The organism is Legionella sp. 16cNR16C, from assembly GCF_021297775.1.
GTDB classification, from domain to species: Bacteria; Pseudomonadota; Gammaproteobacteria; order Legionellales; family Legionellaceae; genus Legionella_C; species Legionella_C quinlivanii_A.
In genome coordinates, this window is record NZ_JAJTMX010000001.1 from 247,743 (window position 1) to 268,681 (window position 20,939).

Sequence of the window (20,939 nt, forward strand, 5' to 3'; positions counted from 1 at the left end):
CTATGGAATATTAGTTCAGTTTCTCTTTTGAAAGATACTGTATATTTTGTAAGAAGTACTAAAGGGTCAATTTGTGAAAGTTATCAGTTTTAATGCCAATGGGATTCGTGCCGCAGCGCGTGGTGGTTTTTATTCATGGTTAATGCAGCAGGATGCCGATTTTGTCTGTATTCAGGAAACCAAAGCGCAGCGCGAGCAGCTGCTTTTGGATAACATATATTATCCAGAGCCTTATTTTTGCGATTATTATGACGCTGAAAAGAAAGGTTATAGCGGAGTAGCAATTTATGCCCGTCATAAACCGCAACGTATTGTAAAAGGCCTGGGTTTTGATTTTTGCGATAAAGAAGGCCGCTATATTCAGTTTGATTATCCCAGGCTCAGTGTCGTTTCTCTTTATCTTCCCTCGGGAACCAGCGGAGATATCCGCCAGCAGGTAAAATTTGATTTTCTTGAACGGTTTGCCCTGCATCTTGATAGCCTGAAGAAAGAGGGCAGAGAGTTAATACTTTGCGGTGATTACAATATCGCTCATAAGCAAATTGACTTAAAAAACTGGCGTTCCAATCAGAAAAACTCCGGATTTTTACCGGAGGAACGAGCCTGGATGGATAAATTATTCGGCGAATTGGGATTTGTCGATGCTTTTCGGGTAAAAAACCCTCATCCTGAGCAATATACCTGGTGGTCGCAGCGCAGTAAAACCGCTAGAGAAAATAATATCGGATGGCGTATTGATTATCAGGTGATCACTCCCGGTTTGGCAGAGTCAGTAAATAACGTAGGGATTCATGCCGCAGATCGCTTTTCTGATCATGCCCCCTTAATAATTGATTACAGTGGAGATTGGTGTGCTTAAATTTGCCAGCTGGAACGTAAATTCTTTAAAAATACGCCTGGAACAGGTTATTGATTGGCTTCAGAAAAACGAAATTGATATTCTGGCCTTGCAGGAAACCAAATTACTCGACGACAATTTTCCCGCCAATTTATTCAGAGAGCTAGGCTATCATGTCGTGTTCTCCGGTCAAAAATCCTATAACGGAGTGGCCGTAATCAGTCGTAGTGCACCTCAGGACATTCTTACTGATATACCCGATCTCGAGGATCCGCAACGCCGTATTCTGGCGCTCACGCTGGATGGAATACGCTTTATAAATCTTTACATCCCCAATGGTTCCAGCGTGGGTTCGGATAAATATCTGTACAAATTGGACTGGCTCAATAAAATAACCGCTTATATTGAAGAGCAGTTGAAGCAATACCCAAAATTAGTCGTTCTCGGCGATTTTAATATCGCACCTGAAGACCGGGATGTGCATGAACCTTCCGAATGGATTGGCAATGTTATGGTCAGTCCTGAAGAGCGATTAGCGTTCACCAGCATGCTTAATCTGGGACTAAAAGACAGTTTTCGTCTTTTCCCGGAAAATGAAATTGAGTTCACCTGGTGGGATTATCGCGCGGCCTCCTTTCGGCGTAATCGAGGTCTGCGTATAGATCATATTTTACTTAGTCATGAACTTGCGTCCTGTTGTCTTAGCTCAAGGATCGACAAAGAGCCGAGACGCGCCGAGCGCCCTTCTGATCATGCGCCTGTATGGGTTGAATTAGAGCTTGGAAACTGATTAACTAGTTATTTTTTCAAGGATGAATGGATATGACAATGTTCAAATATTTGGTAGCGGTTTTGCTGTGGGTTTGGGGACACTGGCTGTTTGCAGCGACAACGGAAGAGATTTTGCTGATTGAAAAGGTCAGTACTTCTGAAAAACAGCAGAACATGACTCCAAAACAAGCATTAATGAAACTTAAAGAGGGCAACCAGCGTTTTCTGGATGGGAAAATGCTGCAGCGAAATTACAGGGTTCAGGCAAAACAATCTTCTTATGGACAATATCCCTGGGCGGTAATTCTCAATTGCATGGATTCGCGCAGCGTTCCTGAGCTGTTTTTTGATCAGGGTTTGTCTGATTTGTTTATTCTGCGTGTTGCTGGAAATGTGCTCAGTGATGACATGCTAGGAAGCATGGAGTTCGCAACCAAGGTGGTTGGCTCGCGTCTCATCGTGGTTTTGGGGCACAGTTCCTGCGGCGCAATGGCTGGTGCCTGCGAAAATGTGAATCTGGGTCATCTCGACCATATTCTGGATAAAATTAAACCCGTTGTTTCTGAGTCGAAAAAGGAAGCAGGCACTGAAAATTGCACGAGCCCGCAGCTTCTCAATCAAATTGCCAGAAATAATGCACTCAATGTAGTTCGGCAGATTCGAGAGCAAAGCCCCATCATCCGTGACTTGCTGGACAAGGGCCAGGTAGGCATTGTGGCTGGTCTGCATGATATTAAAACCGGAAAAGTCACTTTTTTTGAAGAGGAGCGCTTGTTAGGCGGGAAATAAAGAAGGCCTTGAAGACTCGCTATCTGCGCCAATCCTTAAATGGATAGTTTCTCCCAACCCTGTCATTTCCGCGCAGGCGGAAATCTATTTATGGTTTGACACAGTGCCATGTTTGAATGGATTTCCGCCTGCGCGGAAAATGACAAAGTGTGAAGGATGAATGAAGGACGCCTCAACAATGAACCTGATCAAAATCAGGCAGCCTGAACTGACAGCCCTTAATCAGCAAGTGCACTTTTAAATTGAGCACAAATTCATGGCTTAGTTCCTGGGTAATGTTATAGTCATTTTTCTGTAATTTGCGGCCGTCGATTATAGTTAAGGTTCCTCCACCGTAACAACTGGCATGAGTACCATTTTCAATGAGCAGCGCCGCATTTTCTTCTATCCCATAACCAATATGTCCCGGGAAGCGTTTGACTGCATGGGCAAGACGTGCAAAACGTCCTCGCTGGATGAAATGGGTATCAATAATGGAGTCTGCCAATAAACTAAGGGCTTTCGTAGTTTTCAAATGATCATCAACCTGGGACGCTTCATTTCCGCCTTCATATATCATCTGGTCGGCGAGGATCATCGCCCCAGCGCTTGTTCCGGCAATGATTAGTTTATCTTCACGATAACGCTGTGTAATGGTCTGGATTAATTCTTTATCCATTAAGTCTAAGACTTTTTCCTGATTCCCTCCGGTAAAAAAAACAGCGTCAGCATTTTCCAGACGCTCGAGATATTCTTCAGGCTTGTCATCGCCCAAAATAATAAAATGAGGTCTGCTGCCGGTAATTTTGTCGAACACAGTACTGTATTTTTTTCTCATTTTTTCAAATTCTTTCGAGGGTGTGGTTATCACTTCGAGTGTTTCAATACGCAATTCAGAAAAAAGTTCCTCTAATAACTCAAAGCGGTATTTTTCAGAATTTTTGGACTCGTTAATTGTTTGTGTTTCCGCACCGCCTATGAACATGAGTTTCCCTATTGTCATAACATCTCCTTAATGCAGTAAGCCAAGGAATTGGTTGGTCAAAAATAGTTCAATGCTATAGTTATAATATAAACCAGATTTCAAAACTGTTCAGGATGATGAACGCGCTAAGTCCAACTAAAAGGAGCTTTATATGGCAAGCAATTTCAGATCGATTTTAGAAGAGAAGGGCTGTCCGCTTGATAAGCAACAATTTACCTGGAAAGAATTGGCAGGAAAACCAATCAGCAAGCTGGACGATGATGCATTTACCCGTGTGCGCATTATTTTGCTAAATGGGATCGAGCTTGATGCGCTGCGCACCAAACATTTCTTATCCCGCTTCGATAAAGAACTTCAGCTTCCACTAGCTCAGGTAAGACGGGTAGAACAGCACCAGGCAACACAGATTAACTGGTTACTCTCAGCTGACCATTCACCGCTTGAAACCACAATTGCCTATGAACAAGTGGCTATTGAAGTAACAGCCGCCGTTGCAAAATCTGAGCCTGATCCTTATCAGGCACAAACTTACCGCTTTGGATTACTTGAAGATTTTGATCATCTGTATCGCTATGCGGCAATGCTGGATAGGCTGGAAGGCAAAGATGCCAACAATATTCTGCAGGGATATACCGATTTAATTCCTGGGCGCCCAACATCAGAACATCACCGCGCCCCAAGGGACGACCTTCGCGATTCCTATCAGAAAGACAAGGCTCAGTTAATCACAAAAATACATGCAGCTATGATTACAGCCGCAGAATTCCAGACTCACGATTATTATATGAATATCGGGCCTCTTTTTGCTGATCCGATCGCAAGGCAGCTTTATGCTGAAATCGCCTCCATTGAAGAGCAGCATGTCACTCAATATGGTTCTTTAATGGATCCAGAGGAGTCTCTGATTGAAAAATGGATTATTCATGAATTAATGGAAATTTATACTTATCTAAGCTGTGTAGAGCAGGAGAGCAATCTGCGGGTTAAGGCTATATGGGAGAGATTTCTGGATTATGAATTAGGGCAATTTCATCTTGCATGCGATTTATTCAAGCAATTTGAAAAAAGAGATCCGGCTGAATTATTGACTGGTGACTTGCCGGTAATGCTTGAATTCAAAAGTCAGCGTGAGTTTGTGCTCGAAGTTTTAAAAGCTGAAATTAATTTGCGCACCAATGGTGCTCAGTATGTACCCTTAGAAAAAGAAGATAAAAGATCAATAAATTATAGGGAGCATATGAATTCAGAAGGTGTTCCGGCTGATATCGCCTCTGCTGGCTACCAGTGGCGTCCCGGTACTGAACTTAGTAGTGCAAGACACTGAGGACAAGGAGTCTATTATGAAAAATTATCAAGGACATAATTTTACCGGCGTCTTGTTGGAGCCACAAAATCTGAAATCCATGCTCAACGCGGAAACTCAATTCCCGCCTGATGTTCCTGGAGATAGTCGCATGCTGAGTAGGCAGCGAAGCCAAATGGCTGCAGAAGCCAATCCTGTGGGCAGTATTCCTGAAGCTGAAGGAACAAAAAGCAATCCATTGGGTTTTCAATTGCTTATTGACAAACTGGGTGAACGCCTGGCTTATGAGCGTTCAGGCGTTCGCATATATGATGCCGCATTCGCAAAAGCTAAAGGACTGAATCAAGACGAATTATGTAAGGAATTTCAGCATCTGTGCGAGGAGGAAGCTCAGCATATGGCCATGTTAGAGAAAGCGATAACCCGATTGGGCGCCGATCCTACCGTGATGACTCCCTGTGCAGATGTGAGCGGAGTAATGGGAATGGGCATCATTCAGGTGCTAACTGATCCAAGAACAAGCATTCCGCAAACCTTGGAAGCCTTAATGACTGTAGAGCTGTCGGATAATGCAGCCTGGGAAACATTGATTGAACTGTCTGCACAAAATGGATATCCACAGTTGGCAGAGGAATTTATGACGGCTCTAAAACAAGAGCAGGAGCATTTACTAATCATTAAAAAACTATTGGCAAAAAGTCTGAATTTAAAACCCGCCAAAAACGCATTTTATCTTGTATTTGCTGATGAAGAGGGCTGGACTGTGAAAAAGCAAGGTGCATCGCGAGCTAGCGGACACTTTAAGAACAAGAAGGAGGCCATTCGTGAAGCTTTAAAGCTCAGTGAAAATGCAAAAGCAGGACTTATTATTCATAATCAATAATGGTTATGGCGGGCTGGGCTAAGCCTTTAAAACTATTGCTTATAATCGTAAAACAGGGGCGCAAGCAGGCTGCTGCAATGCTGGCCAATTTTGCATAGCAACTCTTTTTCATGAGCAAATTGAGATTGCACTTGCATACAGGTATTGTTACTGCCTAATGAATAAATAAAATAGCCGCCTTCCTGCGCTGGTTCGGCAATTGATGTGCCGACAGGCAGTTCATGTCTGACCTGTCGTAAATAATAAAGTTCCTCATAACGCGCCGGATGATAGAGCGATTGCCAGCTTGCCTGTTCACAACGCTGATACCAGGCAGGGTTATAAGTTAAATCGTAGTCCCATAAATTACGGCTAAACAGGTTAAACTCCATCGAGGGAGTAGAGGAAATAATCAGAATACGAGCATGCGAATCAATTGATATCACCGACATATGATGGATTTGATGAAGTCCCAGTACATCACTAAATATGCGCTGTATTTTATCCTTGTGACCAAATAGAAGATCCATCATTTGCGGATGTGCTGTTGCTATACGACTGGTTTCCATGAATTTGCTTAAAACGTTCCATGCTAATGGTTAAAATGCCCGGCAGATGCCAGCGCTAAATCAATAATCTTCCTGGTTTGCTCAGAATTTGCATTAATCTGACTCACGTCCTTGATGAGATCCAGCAAAAAATTGGCGATCTCCCCTCTATTGCGGCTTGCATTATATAGATCTCCTGCGCGAGTGAAAATATAGTGCAGAAGATTCTTATGAATCAGGAGGGTTTCAGCTCCTTCTGGTTGCAGCGAAATACTGTCGCCAAATAACAACCAGCCTGGAGATACGTTCAATTTTTCCGCGATTTCTACCAGTTTGGCAGGCTCAGGAATCGCTTCGCCACGCAGATAACGCCTGCATATCTGCACAGAATAGCCAGTTATACTGGCCAGTTGATGAATACACACACCGGAAGTTGAGCGCTGAGAGTTTAATCCCGCGGCAATCATAGCGTCTCGTAACCGGTAGGAAAACTGTTTACTAAGGTCGACTTTTTCCATTGTTTAATAATCAGAGGAAAGGTAATGAAGTGTAACAAATTGGAAACCAGGGTGCAATTATTAAGATAAGCGGAAACTTTTGGTTTCTTTTGGAAATTAATTGTTGACATTAATTTTTGGTTTGCTATGATGTCTCTCGAAGTCAACGGAAACGGCTTCACGAAGCTCTGGTAGCGATGGGAGTATGAAGACGGAACAAATTACCCCGGTAACTGCCAGCAGTGGTTTAACTCATGGCAATTAACCTCGCCGTGTAAGGCTTGAATTGATCGCAGTCCATTCAAGCCTTTTTTATTATCAGAATTATTAAATAAATTAATTGCTTTGTGAAAAAAGCTTTAATATAATGCCGGACGTTGTGCTAGGCACGTAGCTCAGTGGTAGAGCACCACCTTGACATGGTGGTGGTCGGTGGTTCGATCCCACTCGTGCCTACCAATTTCACCCCTCTGTTATCTAAATCAATTTTCATACATCAGCTTTTCCTTTGTTCAAGCAGCAATAAAATTTATGGAATAGACGATTGCCTCTATGATATATACTATTCCTATATAGAGCTCCATCGGTATTGGAATGTATTTGCAAGGATTGGATAAATTATACCTCCGCATAAGCCAGTAAATGAAGCAGAGCGCCTGGCGACACTTTATAAATTACAAATACTCGATACCGAGAAAGAAGAACGTTTTGATAGGATAACCCGAATCGCATGCAAGCTGTTTGACGTGCCTATTTCGGTGATTTCATTCCTGGAAGCGGAGCGTCAATTGATGCAATCTACCCAAGGATTTGATATTGCCGAGGCCGCCAGAAAAACTTCATTTTGTGGTCATGTTATTCTTTCAGATGAAATTATGGTGGTTGAAGATGCAACCAGGGATGAGCGCTTTTATGATAATCCTTTTGTGATAGGGGAGCCAAATTTCAGATTTTACCTAGGCTGTCCTTTAAAAATTAAAGGCTACAATGTGGGAGTTATTTGCCTGATTGATGACAAGCCTCGATTGAAGGCTGAAGTCGATCAGAATCTTATCCATGATCTTGCTCAGATGGTTGAAAGGGATCTGGAACAATTACAGGTTTCTATAACCGATGAATTAACCGGCTTAACCAACCGCCGGGGATTTCTAAAACTGGCCGGCTACCTGTTTCAGAAATACCAGCGTGAGAATCAGATATTTACCCTGTTGTTTTTTGATTTGGATAAATTTAAATACATTAATGATCAATTTGGACATGCAGAGGGTGATAAAGTATTAAAACTTGTTGCAGACGCTCTTGTGCATAATTTTCGTTATTACGATATAATTGCCCGCTTGGGAGGCGACGAATTTTGTGTATTTTGCTCCGAACTGAATCAAAAAGATGTATCAGGAGTTATTCAACGCTTTAATCATGCATTGAAGTCAGTAGAGCCCAAAGAGTACGCCATTGAATTCAGTGTGGGCGTCATTCAGTTCAATCCAGAAGAGCATCAGACTCTTGAAGACATGCTGGCTCAGGCCGATTACAAGATGTATATGACCAAAAAAACCAAGTAAGAGAGTGGCAGATGCAGTCACCCATAACCTGGTTTTTATGTTTCTCCTGACAGTCTGCTTAATTCTCGCAACAGCCAAGCTGAAGCTCATTCAGCTTTTATGAATGATAATGACTAATGCAGGCAGGCACTGTTATTTCATGCTTTACCTCTGTTCAAAAATAGGTTAGTCTGTAGGTTTTGCCAATATATAAATTAATAATGCCAGGATAGCCCATTTCTCTGTGCATACTGCTAAAATTTGCTTCAATCTGAAGACGGAAGGAATAAAGATGCCTCATATTAAATTGCCTGATGGACAAATTAAACACTTTGAACAGCCTGTAACTGTCTATGAAGTGGCAAATACTATTAGCCCCGGGCTGGCTAAGGCCGCCTTGGCTGGCTCCGTTGACGGACATCTTGTGGATACCAGCTTTCTGATTCAGGAAGATAGTGATCTGGTCATTATCACCGAGAAACAGAAAGAGGGCCTTGAGGTTATTCGGCATTCTACCGCCCATTTATTGGCACAGGCAGTCAAACAGCTGTTTCCAAGTGCCCAGGTAACTATTGGCCCGGTAATAGAGGATGGTTTCTATTATGATTTTGCCTTTGAGCGTCCCTTTACGCCGGAAGATCTGGAGCGTATTGAAGCAAAAATGACTGAATTGGCCAAAGCGGATTATCCTGTGTCAAGACGTGAACTGCCGCGTGATGAAGCTATTGATTATTTCCGTAGTTTAGGGGAAGAATACAAAGCTAAAATTATTGCCGAAATTCCCCAGGGCGAAGTGATTTCCCTCTATCGACAGGGGGATTTTGAAGATCTTTGCCGAGGTCCGCATGTGCCTTCCACCGGCAAACTGAAAGCATTTAAACTGACCAAACTGGCGGGGGCTTATTGGCGAGGTGATTCCAATAACGAAATGCTGCAACGGGTATATGGCACAGCCTGGAATGATAAGAAGTCGCTGGAAGCCTATTTACATCGCATCGAAGAAGCAGAGAAACGTGACCACCGTAAACTGGGCAAGGCCCTTGATCTTTTCCACTTCCAGGATATCGCACCAGGAATGGTTTTCTGGCATCCGAATGGCTGGATAATTTACCAGGAATTAGAGCGTTACATGCGCAGCCGTCTGGCAGATTTTGGTTATCAGGAAGTAAAAACTCCACAATTAGTCGATCGCTCACTGTGGGAGAAATCCGGCCATTGGGATAATTTCAGAGATGAAATGTTTATTACTGAGACGGAAAACCGGCTCTATGCTGTTAAACCCATGAACTGTCCCTGCCATGTACAAATTTATAATCATGGTTTGAAAAGCTACCGCGATTTGCCATTGCGCCTATCAGAGTTCGGCAATTGTCACCGCTGTGAACCCTCCGGTTCGCTACACGGTTTAATGCGGGTCCGCAATATGGTGCAGGATGATGCGCATATTTTCTGTACAGAAGAGCAAATTCAGTCTGAAGTGGCAATGATGCTCGAATTGGTTCAGTCTGTGTATGCGGATTTCGGTTTCAGTGAAATTAAATATCGCCTGGCGCTAAGACCCGAAAAACGGGTAGGCAGTGATGAAGTATGGGACAAAGCGGAGAATGCCTTGAAACAGGCGATGGCCGGTCATGACATTCAATGGCAGGATGCGCCTGGCGAAGGTGCTTTCTATGGCCCGAAAATTGAATGTTCCCTGGCAGATTGCCTGGGAAGAATCTGGCAATGTGGTACTATACAGGTTGATTTTTCAATGCCGGATCGTTTGGGAGCAAGTTACATTGCCGAAGATGGCGGCAAGCAAACTCCAGTGATGGTGCATCGGGCCATTCTGGGCTCGTTCGAGCGATTTATGGGAATTCTCATTGAGCATTATGCTGGAAAAATGCCGTTATGGCTGGCACCAACTCAGGCTATAATCTTTACTGTAAGTGAAAAACAACAGCAATTTGGCGAACAAGTAACAAAAATTTTGCAAAAACAGGGGATCAGAGCCAATTTTGACTTGAGAAATGAGAAAATTGGTTTTAAAATTCGCGAGCATACTTTACAGAAAATTCCCTTCCTCTTGGTCATTGGTGACAAAGAAGTGGAAACCGGCTCCGTTTCAGTGAGAACACGTGAAGGTACGGATCTGGGTGTAATGACGATTGACAGCGTTTGCGACCTGTTGCAAAAAGAGATTGCGACCAAAGGTCGTATTTAAAACTCAGATGGAGGGTTAAACTATTACTGCACCAAATAAGCGCGATAGCGATCGTGCAAGAGTTAATGAACAAATCAATGTACCTGAGGTACGTCTCATTGATGCTGACGGCAACCAGGTGGGCATTGTGTCTACGCGAGAAGCTCTACGCGCAGCAGAGGATAGTGGGCATGATTTGGTCGAGATATCGCCATCTGCCAAGCCGCCTGTCTGTAAGATTATGGATTATGGTAAATATCTGTTTGAACTGAATAAAAAATTATCTGAAGCGAAGAAAAAGCAGAAACAAATTCAGGTCAAAGAGTTGAAATTTCGTCCTACGACGGAAGACGGGGATTATCAGGTCAAGCTACGCAACCTGATACGGTTCCTTAATCATGGTGACAAAGTCAAAATTACGCTGCGTTTTCGCGGTCGTGAAATGGCCCATCAGGACATTGGTATGAAAATCATGGAGCGTCTCATGCAAGATACAGCAGAACATGCTGTGGTTGAGCAACAGGCTAAACGTGAAGGCCGCCAATTAGTTATGGTCTTGTCGCCTAAGAAAAAAGGCTGATTACTGAATACTTCTTTACATTGCTGCAATTCATCGCCAACAGGCAAATTGCTCGTTTTGAATTTGAAAGTACTGGATGCCAACATTAGTAGCGAAACAAATGCGGAGTATATGCTATGCCAAAGTTAAAGTCGCATCGTGGAGCGAGTAAACGCTTCCGTAAGACAGCGGGTGGTTCTATCAAGCGTCGACGCGCTTACAGAAATCACATCCTTACCAAAAAATCGCCAAAGCAAAAACGTCATTTGCGTGTTGCGGCAGGTACACTGAAAAAGTGTGATGCTCGTCTCGCAGAACGTATGCTTCACGGTAGTTAAGGGGAGGAGTGAATAATGCCAAGAGTTAAACGTGGAGTGACGGCCAAAGCACGTCACAAAAAGATTTTAGATCAGGCCAAAGGTTATTATGGTGCCCGTAGTCGTACCTATCGAGTAGCCAAACAAGCAGTGATCAAAGCCGGTCAATATGCTTACCGTGACCGTCGTCAAAAGAAAAGACAATTCCGTGCATTGTGGATTACTCGAATCAATGCTCAGGCTCGCGAGTGTGGTTTGTCATACAGCCGTTTGATTGATGGTTTGAAAAAAGCCGCTATCGAATTAGACAGAAAAGTTCTGGCTGATATGGCGGTTTATGACAAGCAGGCTTTTGCTGCTGTTGCTGAACAAGCCAAGGCCGCTTTAGCCCAATAGATAATAATTGTTCATTGCGCCCTGATCTGCTCGCTGGATTATGCAGAAGATCCAGGGCAAACACGCATTGGACTGGAGTTTATTATCAAAGCGCTTCATTTTGTTAGATGAATAGGGAGGCTTGAGCCTCCTTTTCTATATGCAGGTCAAGATCATGCAAGACATAGTCGAATTACAGGAAAAGGCTGCCAAGGCCGTACAAGAAGCCAATAGTATACAAATCTTGGAGGCTATTCGGATTGATTATCTGGGTAAAAAAGGTCTTTTGACGGAAATTCTTAAAAGTCTTGCCCATCTAAGTGCTGAAGATAAACCCAAAGTTGGCCAGTTGGTAAATCTTGCCAAACGAGAGCTTAACAGCTTAATTGAAAATAAATTAATTGATCTAAAAGAAATAGCCCTGCAGCAGAAGCTTCGTGATGAGCGAATCGACATTAGTCTTCCTGGAAGAAATACCCACTCAGGATCTCTGCATCCAGTTACTCAGGTCAAACAACGGGTTAATGACTATTTTAGCCGTCTGGGATTCGATATTGTCACCGGGCCGGAAGTAGAAACAGAATTTTATAATTTTGAAGCCCTTAATATACCAGGGCACCATCCCGCGCGTGCGATGCATGATACCTTTTATTTTGGCGATGGACATTTGCTGCGAACGCATACGTCGCCTGTCCAGATTCGCACTATGGAAGAGCGCCAGCCGCCAATGCGTTTAATTGCACCCGGACGGGTCTATCGCTGCGACTCCGATTTAACGCATACGCCGATGTTTCATCAGGTTGAAGGCTTATTAATTGAAAAAACAGCCACACTGTCTCAGTTACGCGGTCTGCTCCATGATTTTTTCGCCGACTTTTTTGGCCGTGAGCTTGCATTGCGGTTTAGACCATCCTATTTCCCCTTTACTGAACCATCTGCTGAGGTAGATATCGAGTGTACCCAATGTTCAGGAAAAGGCTGCCGTTCCTGTAAATTTACCGGCTGGCTTGAAGTGCTGGGCTGCGGAATGGTTCATCCCAATGTGCTCAAAGCCGTTAATATATCTCCAGAACACTATCAGGGATGGGCTTTCGGTATGGGAATGGATCGCTTGGCGATGCTTTACTTTGGTATCGACGATTTAAGAATGATGTTTGAAAATGATCTCAGCTTTTTAAAGCAATTTTAAATAGCACCTCCTGAGCAATCGGCTTGAAAAATCCTGGTAAGAGGAAACGATGAAAGTAAGTGAAGAATGGTTACGTGAATGGGTAAAACCCTCCCTTAATGCACAAGAATTGGCCGAATTATTAACGATGGCTGGATTAGAAGTCGATTCAATCAGCCCCGTGGCCGGCTCTTTTGACCAGGTTATTGTTGCAGAAGTTTTAAATACAAAGCCGCACCCTCAGGCTGACAAGTTAACACTATGTGAAGTGAGCACAGGCAAAGAGCTGCTGCATGTGGTCTGCGGTGCGTCCAATGTCAGAAAAGGCTTAAAGGTTGCGCTCGCACAAATCGGCGCCAGCTTACCCGGTGGAATTCATATTAAAGAAACCAAATTACGCGGAGAGTTGTCACAGGGAATGCTGTGCTCAGCTTCAGAGTTAGGCTTGACTGAAAGTTCAGACGGGATTATCGAATTAGACGGAAATGCGCCTGTTGGACAAGACTTACGTACTTATTTATCTTTGGACGATCAGGTATTTGATATTGATTTAACACCTAATCGCGCTGATTGCCTGAGCGTGTTAGGAATCGCCAGAGAAGTCTCAGCATTAACGCGCTCCACTCTGGCTGGCATTGCTGAAACCCCGTCTCGGCCTGTCATCGATGAGCAGCGTTTAGTTCAGCTCAGAAACGCCGAGGCTTGCCCGCATTATTGTGGACGAGTAATTCAGGGTGTTAATTCACATGCTGTGACTCCTCTGTGGATGCGCGAGCGGCTACGTCGTGCAGGTATACGCAGTATTCATCCGGTGGTTGATATAACAAATTATGTGATGATTGAGCTGGGACAGCCCATGCATGCTTTTGATTTGCAAAAGCTTGACGGCAATATTGAAGTACGTTTTGCTCGAAACAATGAGTCATTGCGCTTGCTGGATGGCCAGGAGACTACATTGACCGATAATATTCTGGTGATTGCTGATCAGAGTAAGGTGCTGGCAATGGCCGGTGTAATGGGTGGGGAAGAAACCGCTGTGAGTGATGAAACCACTGCTGTTTTTCTGGAAAGTGCCTATTTTACACCTATACACATCGCGGGAGTCGCGAGAAAGTTTGGTCTGTTTACCGATTCCTCGCAACGTTTTGAGCGAGGGGTCGATCCACAACTGCAATTAAAGGCTATCGAGAGAGCCACCAGTCTGCTACTGGATATTTGCGGGGGACAAGCGGGGCCTGTCACCGAAGTGGTTGAAAACAACTTTATGCCCCAACTTCCCTGCATCCGCTTTAATCCATCCAGGGTGGAGCAATTAACAGGCGTGGTTGTGGAAGAGGCTGAGATATTGGCACTGCTGCAGAGTCTGGGAATGACCGTCAGCAAAGAGTCATCCTGCTGGAAAGTTACGCCGCCCGCTTATCGTTTTGATATTCAGCTTGAGGTGGATTTAATCGAGGAAGTCATTCGTATTCGAGGATATGACCGAATTCCAGGGCAAAAAATGATTACGACGGTTCAGCCAGGCAGCATTGCCCCTGTCGAGTCAATCTCCAAGCGTGCAGCGCATTATTTCGCTGACCGTGGATATCATGAGACAATTAGCTATAGTTTTGTCGATCCCGAATTGCAGCAGGCTCTATACCCGCATACAAAGGCATTGAGCTTATTGAATCCTATTTCCTCCGAGCTGTCGCAAATGCGTACCGGAATGTGGCCTGGCCTTTTAGCTTCCATGATTTACAACATGCATCGGCAGCAAACATCGATTAAGTTTTTTGAGGCAGGTGTGGTGTTTGAAGTCGAGAATGACCAGGTAAAAGAACACCCTTGCCTTGCCGGTTTAATTGCCGGAGAGAGCGGCGGTATGAATTGGTGTGAGCCTGCACGTTCCTTTGATTTTTATGATATCAAGGGTGATCTGCAAGGTCTGTTTGCACTGCTGCAAATTTCAGACGTAGAGTTTGTGTTAGCCGAGCATTCTGCTTTGCATCCTGGAAAAACAGCGAAAATACTAATCAATGGTAAAGTGGCGGGATGGTGCGGCAGTCTTCATCCCCGTATTGCCGATGCCCTGGATATTCAGGAGGAAGTATTACTGTTTGAGTTGTATTTGAATGAGCTGATAGCCAGCTCGGTTATACGCTATGCGCAAATTTCCCGATTTCCACAGATCCGTCGCGATCTGTCCATTCTGATGGATGATAACATCCAGATGGGGGAAATTGAAAAAGCGGTTAAATCGGTAATTCCCAATAACTGGTTGAAGTCTTTTCATGTGTTTGACATCTACCGCGGAGAGAATATTCCACAAGGCAAGAAGAGCGCTGCTATTGCGCTGGTCCTGCAGGACGACAATAAAACCTTGATTGATAACGAGATAAACCAGGTAATTGATGCTATACTCAGAACACTTGAGGATGATTTTTCAATTACGTTGAGGGATTAAAATCGTGAATGCACTAAGTAAAGCAATGATTGCAGAAACCTTGTTTAGTGAATTGGATTTGTCCAAACCAGACGCAAAAGCAATGGTTGAGGAGTTTTTCGAAGCCATTCGGAATGCTTTGGAAAATGGAAAGGATGTTAAATTATCAGGTTTTGGCAATTTTAATCTGAGAGATAAACCGCAAAGACCTGGTAGAAACCCCAAAACTGGTGAAGAGATCCCAGTGGTTGCGCGAAGGGTGGTAACCTTTAAAGCGGGGTTGAAATTAAAAACTAAAATTGAGCAGAAAGGAAAATAGTTGTTGAGTCATTATATCCGGCATGTGTTTATATGCACCAACCAAAAAGCAGCTGGCAAAGTTTGCTGTGCCAATAGTGGCGGTATCGAGTATTTTGAGCATCTGAAAGAGCGTTTGCTTGAACTTGGAGCGCATGGTCCTGGAAAAATACGTGTTAGTAAATCAGGGTGTTTGGGTCGTTGCACCCAAGGCCCTTGTATTGTAATTTATCCCGAAGGCGTATGGTATACTTACTCCACGCTTGAAGATATTGATGAAATTGTTGACAAGCATTTATTAAAGAATAAAATTGTCGAACAATTATTAATGGATAAGTAACGCTTAAATAATCTTTTTTTAAGATTCTGTTCAAGTTTTTACTTATTTTACTTGTAGGTTATTACAGTTTTGGTTAAAATCGCCCGTCCAAGATTGAAAGATTACCAATGATAAAAGGCGGTACGGAGTTAATTTAATGAAAACATTCAGCGCCAAAGCTCACGAAGTTAAACGTGATTGGTTCATAATTGATGCTAGCGACAAAACTTTAGGTCGTCTGGCTACTGAAATCGCTCGTCGGTTACGCGGCAAGCACAAGGCAGAATATACCCCTCACGTTGATACTGGGGATTATATCGTTGTAACAAACGCTGAAAAAGTGACTGTTACAGGCCGTAAATTCAAAGAGAAGATGTATTATCATCACTCTGGATTTCCTGGTGGCATAAAATCCACTTCTTTTGAGAAGCTCCAGGCAAAAAATCCTATAAGAATTATTGAGTTAGCTGTAAAAGGTATGCTTCCTAAAAACCCATTGGGCAGAGAAATGTACCGTAAGCTGAAAGTATACGCTGGTAGTGAACATCCACATGCTGCTCAGCAACCTAAGCAACTAGAGATTGAGGAATAAATAATATGGCTGAATTGCAGCAATACTATGGTACTGGTCGTAGAAAAAGCTCAACGGCCAGAGTCTTTATCCGTCCAGGTAAAGGCGAAATCAAAATCAATAATCGTGCACTGGAAGAATATTTTGGTCGCGAAACTGCCTGTATGGTGGTTAGACAGCCTTTAGAAACTGTTGACGTTCTTGAGCGTTTCGATATCTACGCTACTGTTGTTGGCGGCGGTATTTCTGGTCAGGCTGGTGCTGTTCGCCTGGGCATCGCCCGCGCACTGGTTCAGTACGATGAAATTGATTTGGCTGAAGATGCTGAACCTCAAGCCGATTCTTACCGACGCAAATTACGTGCGAAAGGTCTGCTGACTCGTGATTCTCGTCGAGTTGAGCGTAAGAAAGTGGGTTTGCACAAAGCACGTCGCGCCACTCAGTACTCAAAACGCTAATTATATCTTTATATCAAACCCCGCCGATGCGGGGTTTTTTTTTAGAGAGTGTTTTATTAGACTGTGTCATTACTTAACTCACAGGCACCGTCATCTCGAACGCAGTGAGAGATCTCCTAGATCTTGGTTTGTGCCAGCATTCGGAGATCTCTCACTGCGTTCGAGATGACATGGTATGACACAGTTTGATGAAGACTCTCTTTTTTAGCCTGAAAAAATCAAGCGCATCAATTGAATACCTGGCAAATAGATCTCCTGCATTTGCAAACGCTTAAATCTTTGATATAAATAGTACATTTCACCTTTATCAGAATTCTGGAATTGATTGCGTTCAAGCTGATACTGAAAGAGCAAGCTTGATGCTTCAATCATGATGTCTGAAACGGTATAAAAGGAAGTAGACAGGAAGAAAGCACCGTGAATGATGAAATCAAGCCTGAGCAGGGTGAGCTGTATCCATCGGAAGTGATTGATGAACAGAAGCGTCAATTTTTATTACGAACCACTGGAGTATTAGGTGGAATAGGGGCTGTATGTGCCTTAACTCCTTTTGTTTCCTCATGGCTGCCCAGTGCTAAGGCACAGGCTGCTGGTGCCCCTGTAGAAGTTGATATCAGTAAAATTGAGCCTGGCCAGCAGGTTACTGTTGAGTGGCGGGGGAAGCCTGTTTGGATTATCAGGCGCACACCTGAAATGCTCAAACATTTAAATGGGCATAACGATGATTTGCGCGATCCTGATTCACTGGTTGACCAGCAGCCTGAATATGCACAAAATAAATTCCGCTCGATAAATCCCGAGTATTTGGTATTGGTGGGAATTTGTACCCATCTTGGTTGTTCGCCTAAATATACTCCCAATGAAAGAGAATTACGGCCTGACTGGCCGGGAGGCTTTTTCTGTCCTTGCCACGGTTCCACTTTTGATCTGGCTGGAAGGGTTTTCAAAGGAGTTCCTGCACCAATTAATCTGGAGGTTCCGCCCTACCGTTTTGTTAATAAACACCTGATTATAATTGGCGAAGATGAAAAGGATGGTCAAGCATGAGCGGATTACTGAATTGGATTGATGCTCGTTTTCCTCTGATGACAACCTGGAAAAAGCATATCAGTGAGTATTATGCACCAAAGAATTTTAATTTCTTCTACTTCTTTGGGTCTTTGGCCACGATTGTTTTAATAAATCAGCTGGTAACAGGTCTTTGGCTAACGATGTTTTATACCCCCACTGCAGATGGGGCATTTGATTCCGTTGAATACATAATGCGCGATGTCAATTATGGCTGGTTTCTGCGGTATATGCACTCCACTGGTGCATCTGCTTTTTTTATTGTGATTTATCTGCATATGTTTCGCAGCGTATTGTATGGGTCCTATCAAAAACCGAGAGAACTCATCTGGCTGATTGGAATGGTGATATTTTTATTGCTTCTGGCAGAGGCCTTTTTTGGGTATTTGCTGCCCTGGGGACAAATGTCCTACTGGGGAGCGCAGGTGATTACTTCGCTGTTTGGAGCAATTCCCTTTGTGGGCGATACGCTGGTTACCTGGCTGCGGGGTGACTACAATGTGGCCAATGCTACACTGCAGCGTTTTTTTGCTCTGCACGTTATTGGTATCCCACTATTGCTATTAGTTCTGGTATTTTTGCATATTGTTGCTCTGCACAAGGTAGGCTCTAATAATCCTGAAGGGATTGAGATTAAAAATAATCTGGATCCCCGCGGCATCCCACTGGACGGAATCCCTTTTCATCCTTATTACACTGTAAAAGATGCGGTGGGGATAATGGTATTTCTTATTTTGTTTTTTGCCATTATCTTCTTCACCCCGGAGATGGGCGGATATTTTCTGGAGCATGCCAATTTTGTTCCTGCCGACCCGATGGTGACCCCGGATCATATTGCGCCAGTCTGGTATATGACGCCTTTTTACACCATATTAAGAGCGATTCCGAACAAATTAATCGGTGTTATCGCAATGCTTTCCTCCATTCTACTTCTGTTTTTCATGCCCTGGCTGGACAGAAGTCCGGTTCGTTCAATGCGGTACAAGGGATATTTGTCACGCTGGGCATTGCTTATCTTTTTAATAAGCTTTGTAACCCTGGGGTATTTGGGAACCGTGGTGGTAACCCCCGTACGGCAATATCTCGCCCAGATTTGTACGTTTATATACTTCGCCTATTTTATCCTGATGCCATTTTATACACGTTATGAGCAGCATCTTGAAGTACCAGAGAGGATAAGCCGATGATTTCAAAAAAGCTGTGTCTTGGACTTTCTTCCATTTTCCTGGCTGGTGTTCTGCATGCTGCTGCAGAAGATAATGTCAAATTATTACCTGTTGATATTGATTTGCAGGATAAGGCCCGTTTGCAGCGCGGGGCCAAAATGTATATGAATTATTGTTCAGGTTGCCATTCCTTGAAATACATGCGCTATAATCGCATGGCTCATGATTTGGGTTTAACAACTTTTGACGGGGAGCTGGATAGTGATTTGTTGATTAACAATCTGATTTTTACCCGCGCTCCAATTTACGATCCCATCAGAATTAGTATGCCCCCAGCGGATGCCCAGGAATGGTTCGGAAAAGTGCCGCCTGATCTTTCTTTAAGTGCCAGACAAAGAGGCGCATCCTGGCTTTATACCTATCTCAAGGGATTTTACGTAGATAAAACGAGACCCTTTGGCGCGAATAATATTTTAATTCCTGGGGTGGCCATGCCAAATGTACTTGAACCATTGGCAGGCAGAGTGGTCGCAATCGAGAATAAAGATGAGGCCGGATATTTATTCCTGTCCCATTTATTACTGTCTGAGCCAGGTGAAATGACTCAGCCTGAATTTGACAGTGCGGTTACTGATTTGGTTAATTTTCTGGTATATGTTGGAGAGCCGGCCAAGCTTGTGCGTTATCGTGCAGGCGGATTTGTCATCGCTTTCCTGTTTATATTTTTGCTGGTTGTCTACAGACTAAAAAAAGCATACTGGGAAAAGATTGAGCATTAGACCGATCGTTAATGATAAATTTGCCTATTCTTAAACATTGCTTGCTAATTTGTGCTAAAATGCACTCTTTTGCATGCTATATGCTGAGTTAACGTATGACGAGGAGTTGCGATGGCTATTGTGACAAAGCGCACGATTATGTCTTTATATTCTGACAGTGATGATGTTTACAGTCACCAGGTGAGAATTGTACTTGCAGAAAAAGGGGTTAATGTAGAAATTCTGCCCGCTAAACAAGGCGAAGCCTCGAACGATTTACTCTCTATCAATCCATATGGAACGGTTCCAACCCTACTTGATCGTGAACTGGTTCTTTATGAAGCCAGAATTATAATGGAATATCTCGATGAGCGTTTTCCACATCCGCCTTTGCTGCCTGTATATCCAGTTGCAAGAGCCGAAGCCAGGAAAATGATGCATCGTATCGAGCATGACTGGTATTACCTTTTAATGCAAATTAAAAAGAATGAGCAGGCTGAAGAAGCTCGGCAGCATCTCTTGGAAAGTCTGATTAGCCTTGAGCCGGTCTTCGCTGATAAACCCTATTTTCTAAGCGATGAATTTTCTTTACTGGACTGCGCGATGGCCCCCTTATTATGGCGTCTACCGCAATTAGGCATTGAAGTTCCTGCGAAAGCAAAGGCCTTGCATACTTATATGCAGAGACTGTTCAAGCGGGATTCATTCCAAACCAGTTTGTCTGAAGTTGAGAAACAATTACGGGCTGCCTGATATGAGTATGACATCGAACAAGCCTTATCTGATTCGGGCTATCTATGACTGGATTGTTGATAATCATATGACCCCCTACATTCTGGTCAATGCGAATTATCCTGGTGTACAGGTTCCAGAGGCTCATGTGAATAATGGAAGAATTGTACTGAATATTTCGCCTCAGGCTTGCAGAGGTTTGCATCTTGAAAATGATCGGATTGTATTTACAGCCCGATTTTCGGGTGAAACCATGCAAATCTTTGTCATTCCAGCTGCAGTACTTGCAATTTATGCAAAGGAAAACGGTCGGGGCATGGAATTTGGCGAGGAATACCATGAGCCGCCACCAGCTCCCAGGGAAGAACCCAAGCGGCCCAAACCGGCCTTAAAGCTGGTTAAGAAAGATTCTGACTGATCGCTGATCT

24 protein-coding genes and 1 tRNA gene are annotated in these 20,939 nt (G+C 43.7%); 22 read left to right on the plus strand and 3 right to left on the minus strand.

Going from position 1 to position 20,939, the window contains the following annotated elements; genetic code table 11:
• The first annotated feature begins 73 nt into the window (after positions 1-73).
• The 3 genes from LXA66_RS01125 to LXA66_RS01135 are packed head-to-tail and all read left to right on the plus strand — an operon-like array spanning position 74 to position 2,398.
• A complete protein-coding gene (locus LXA66_RS01125) occupies positions 74-859 on the plus strand; it encodes an exodeoxyribonuclease III (RefSeq protein WP_233011578.1) in 786 nt (261 codons plus the stop codon).
• Positions 852-1,628 carry an exodeoxyribonuclease III gene (xth, locus tag LXA66_RS01130; protein WP_133139342.1) on the plus strand — a complete coding sequence of 259 codons (777 nt, stop codon included), beginning with the start codon at positions 852-854 and terminating at the stop codon, positions 1,626-1,628. The genes LXA66_RS01125 and xth overlap by 8 nt, the downstream gene beginning before the upstream one ends.
• Positions 1,629-1,666: 38 nt before the next feature.
• The gene (locus LXA66_RS01135) at positions 1,667-2,398 is read left to right on the plus strand and encodes a carbonic anhydrase (RefSeq protein ID WP_370637152.1); all 732 of its coding nucleotides are present in this window, start codon (positions 1,667-1,669) and stop codon (positions 2,396-2,398) included.
• A 172-nt stretch (positions 2,399-2,570) separates the two neighbouring features.
• On the opposite strand, the gene LXA66_RS01140 is transcribed toward LXA66_RS01135, so the two are convergent.
• Positions 2,571-3,380, minus strand: a complete 810-nt coding sequence (locus LXA66_RS01140; protein WP_233011580.1) for a cyanophycinase — start codon at positions 3,378-3,380, stop codon at positions 2,571-2,573.
• Between the two features lie 133 nt (positions 3,381-3,513).
• Between LXA66_RS01140 and LXA66_RS01145 the strand changes: the two genes are divergently transcribed.
• Both LXA66_RS01145 and LXA66_RS01150 read left to right on the plus strand, forming a co-directional pair.
• The gene (locus LXA66_RS01145; protein ID WP_233011581.1) at positions 3,514-4,686 is read left to right on the plus strand and encodes a hypothetical protein; all 1,173 of its coding nucleotides are present in this window, start codon (positions 3,514-3,516) and stop codon (positions 4,684-4,686) included.
• A gap of 16 nt (positions 4,687-4,702) precedes the next feature.
• On the plus strand, positions 4,703-5,548 hold the full coding sequence (locus LXA66_RS01150) for a demethoxyubiquinone hydroxylase family protein (protein ID WP_233011582.1): 846 nt from the start codon (positions 4,703-4,705) through the stop codon (positions 5,546-5,548).
• A gap of 32 nt (positions 5,549-5,580) precedes the next feature.
• Here LXA66_RS01150 and LXA66_RS01155 read toward each other — a convergent pair whose 3' ends face one another.
• Positions 5,581-6,096, minus strand: coding sequence for a hypothetical protein (locus tag LXA66_RS01155; protein ID WP_233011583.1), 516 nt, complete (start codon positions 6,094-6,096; stop codon positions 5,581-5,583).
• A 23-nt stretch (positions 6,097-6,119) separates the two neighbouring features.
• Positions 6,120-6,593, minus strand: coding sequence for a helix-turn-helix domain-containing protein (locus tag LXA66_RS01160; RefSeq protein WP_233011585.1), 474 nt, complete (start codon positions 6,591-6,593; stop codon positions 6,120-6,122).
• A 363-nt stretch (positions 6,594-6,956) separates the two neighbouring features.
• Here LXA66_RS01160 and LXA66_RS01165 point away from each other — a divergent pair.
• From LXA66_RS01165 to LXA66_RS01245, 17 genes are all read left to right on the plus strand, one after another.
• Positions 6,957-7,031 (plus strand) — tRNA-Val (locus LXA66_RS01165).
• A 197-nt stretch (positions 7,032-7,228) separates the two neighbouring features.
• Complete coding sequence (locus LXA66_RS01170) at positions 7,229-8,134, plus strand: sensor domain-containing diguanylate cyclase (RefSeq protein ID WP_255665201.1); 906 nt, start codon at positions 7,229-7,231, stop codon at positions 8,132-8,134.
• Positions 8,135-8,405: 271 nt separating this feature from the next.
• Positions 8,406-10,319: a threonine--tRNA ligase gene (gene thrS / locus LXA66_RS01175; RefSeq protein ID WP_233011587.1), complete on the plus strand. Its 1,914-nt coding sequence runs from the start codon at positions 8,406-8,408 to the stop codon at positions 10,317-10,319.
• Between the two features lie 22 nt (positions 10,320-10,341).
• Positions 10,342-10,878, plus strand: coding sequence for a translation initiation factor IF-3 (gene infC / locus LXA66_RS01180; RefSeq protein WP_058507822.1), 537 nt, complete (start codon positions 10,342-10,344; stop codon positions 10,876-10,878).
• 116 nt (positions 10,879-10,994) lie between these two features.
• Positions 10,995-11,195: a 50S ribosomal protein L35 gene (gene rpmI, locus LXA66_RS01185; RefSeq protein WP_112220062.1), complete on the plus strand. Its 201-nt coding sequence runs from the start codon at positions 10,995-10,997 to the stop codon at positions 11,193-11,195.
• Positions 11,196-11,210: 15 nt separating this feature from the next.
• A complete protein-coding gene (gene rplT, locus LXA66_RS01190; protein WP_112220061.1) occupies positions 11,211-11,570 on the plus strand; it encodes a 50S ribosomal protein L20 in 360 nt (119 codons plus the stop codon).
• A 154-nt stretch (positions 11,571-11,724) separates the two neighbouring features.
• Positions 11,725-12,738, plus strand: a complete 1,014-nt coding sequence (gene pheS / locus LXA66_RS01195; protein WP_233011588.1) for a phenylalanine--tRNA ligase subunit alpha — start codon at positions 11,725-11,727, stop codon at positions 12,736-12,738.
• Positions 12,739-12,787: 49 nt separating this feature from the next.
• Positions 12,788-15,163 (plus strand): phenylalanine--tRNA ligase subunit beta, encoded by a 2,376-nt coding sequence (pheT, locus tag LXA66_RS01200; RefSeq protein ID WP_233011589.1) that lies wholly within the window; start codon positions 12,788-12,790, stop codon positions 15,161-15,163.
• Positions 15,164-15,167: 4 nt separating this feature from the next.
• The gene (locus tag LXA66_RS01205; RefSeq protein WP_058507819.1) at positions 15,168-15,461 is read left to right on the plus strand and encodes an integration host factor subunit alpha; all 294 of its coding nucleotides are present in this window, start codon (positions 15,168-15,170) and stop codon (positions 15,459-15,461) included.
• Positions 15,462-15,779, plus strand: a complete 318-nt coding sequence (locus LXA66_RS01210; RefSeq protein WP_233011590.1) for a ferredoxin — start codon at positions 15,462-15,464, stop codon at positions 15,777-15,779.
• 136 nt (positions 15,780-15,915) lie between these two features.
• The gene (rplM, locus tag LXA66_RS01215) at positions 15,916-16,350 is read left to right on the plus strand and encodes a 50S ribosomal protein L13 (RefSeq protein WP_233011591.1); all 435 of its coding nucleotides are present in this window, start codon (positions 15,916-15,918) and stop codon (positions 16,348-16,350) included.
• Positions 16,351-16,355: 5 nt separating this feature from the next.
• A complete protein-coding gene (gene rpsI / locus LXA66_RS01220) occupies positions 16,356-16,787 on the plus strand; it encodes a 30S ribosomal protein S9 (protein WP_058507817.1) in 432 nt (143 codons plus the stop codon).
• A gap of 417 nt (positions 16,788-17,204) precedes the next feature.
• Positions 17,205-17,834: a ubiquinol-cytochrome c reductase iron-sulfur subunit gene (gene petA, locus LXA66_RS01225; protein WP_058507816.1), complete on the plus strand. Its 630-nt coding sequence runs from the start codon at positions 17,205-17,207 to the stop codon at positions 17,832-17,834.
• Complete coding sequence (locus tag LXA66_RS01230) at positions 17,831-19,042, plus strand: cytochrome b N-terminal domain-containing protein (RefSeq protein WP_233011592.1); 1,212 nt, start codon at positions 17,831-17,833, stop codon at positions 19,040-19,042. Before petA ends, LXA66_RS01230 begins: the two co-directional genes overlap by 4 nt.
• On the plus strand, positions 19,039-19,800 hold the full coding sequence (locus LXA66_RS01235) for a cytochrome c1 (RefSeq protein WP_112220058.1): 762 nt from the start codon (positions 19,039-19,041) through the stop codon (positions 19,798-19,800). Before LXA66_RS01230 ends, LXA66_RS01235 begins: the two co-directional genes overlap by 4 nt.
• A 111-nt stretch (positions 19,801-19,911) precedes the next feature.
• Entirely contained in the window at positions 19,912-20,532 is a 621-nt protein-coding gene (locus tag LXA66_RS01240) for a glutathione S-transferase N-terminal domain-containing protein (RefSeq protein ID WP_112220057.1), read from the plus strand.
• Position 20,533: 1 nt separating this feature from the next.
• A complete protein-coding gene (locus LXA66_RS01245) occupies positions 20,534-20,929 on the plus strand; it encodes a ClpXP protease specificity-enhancing factor (protein WP_058507812.1) in 396 nt (131 codons plus the stop codon).
• Positions 20,930-20,939 lie beyond the last annotated feature (10 nt).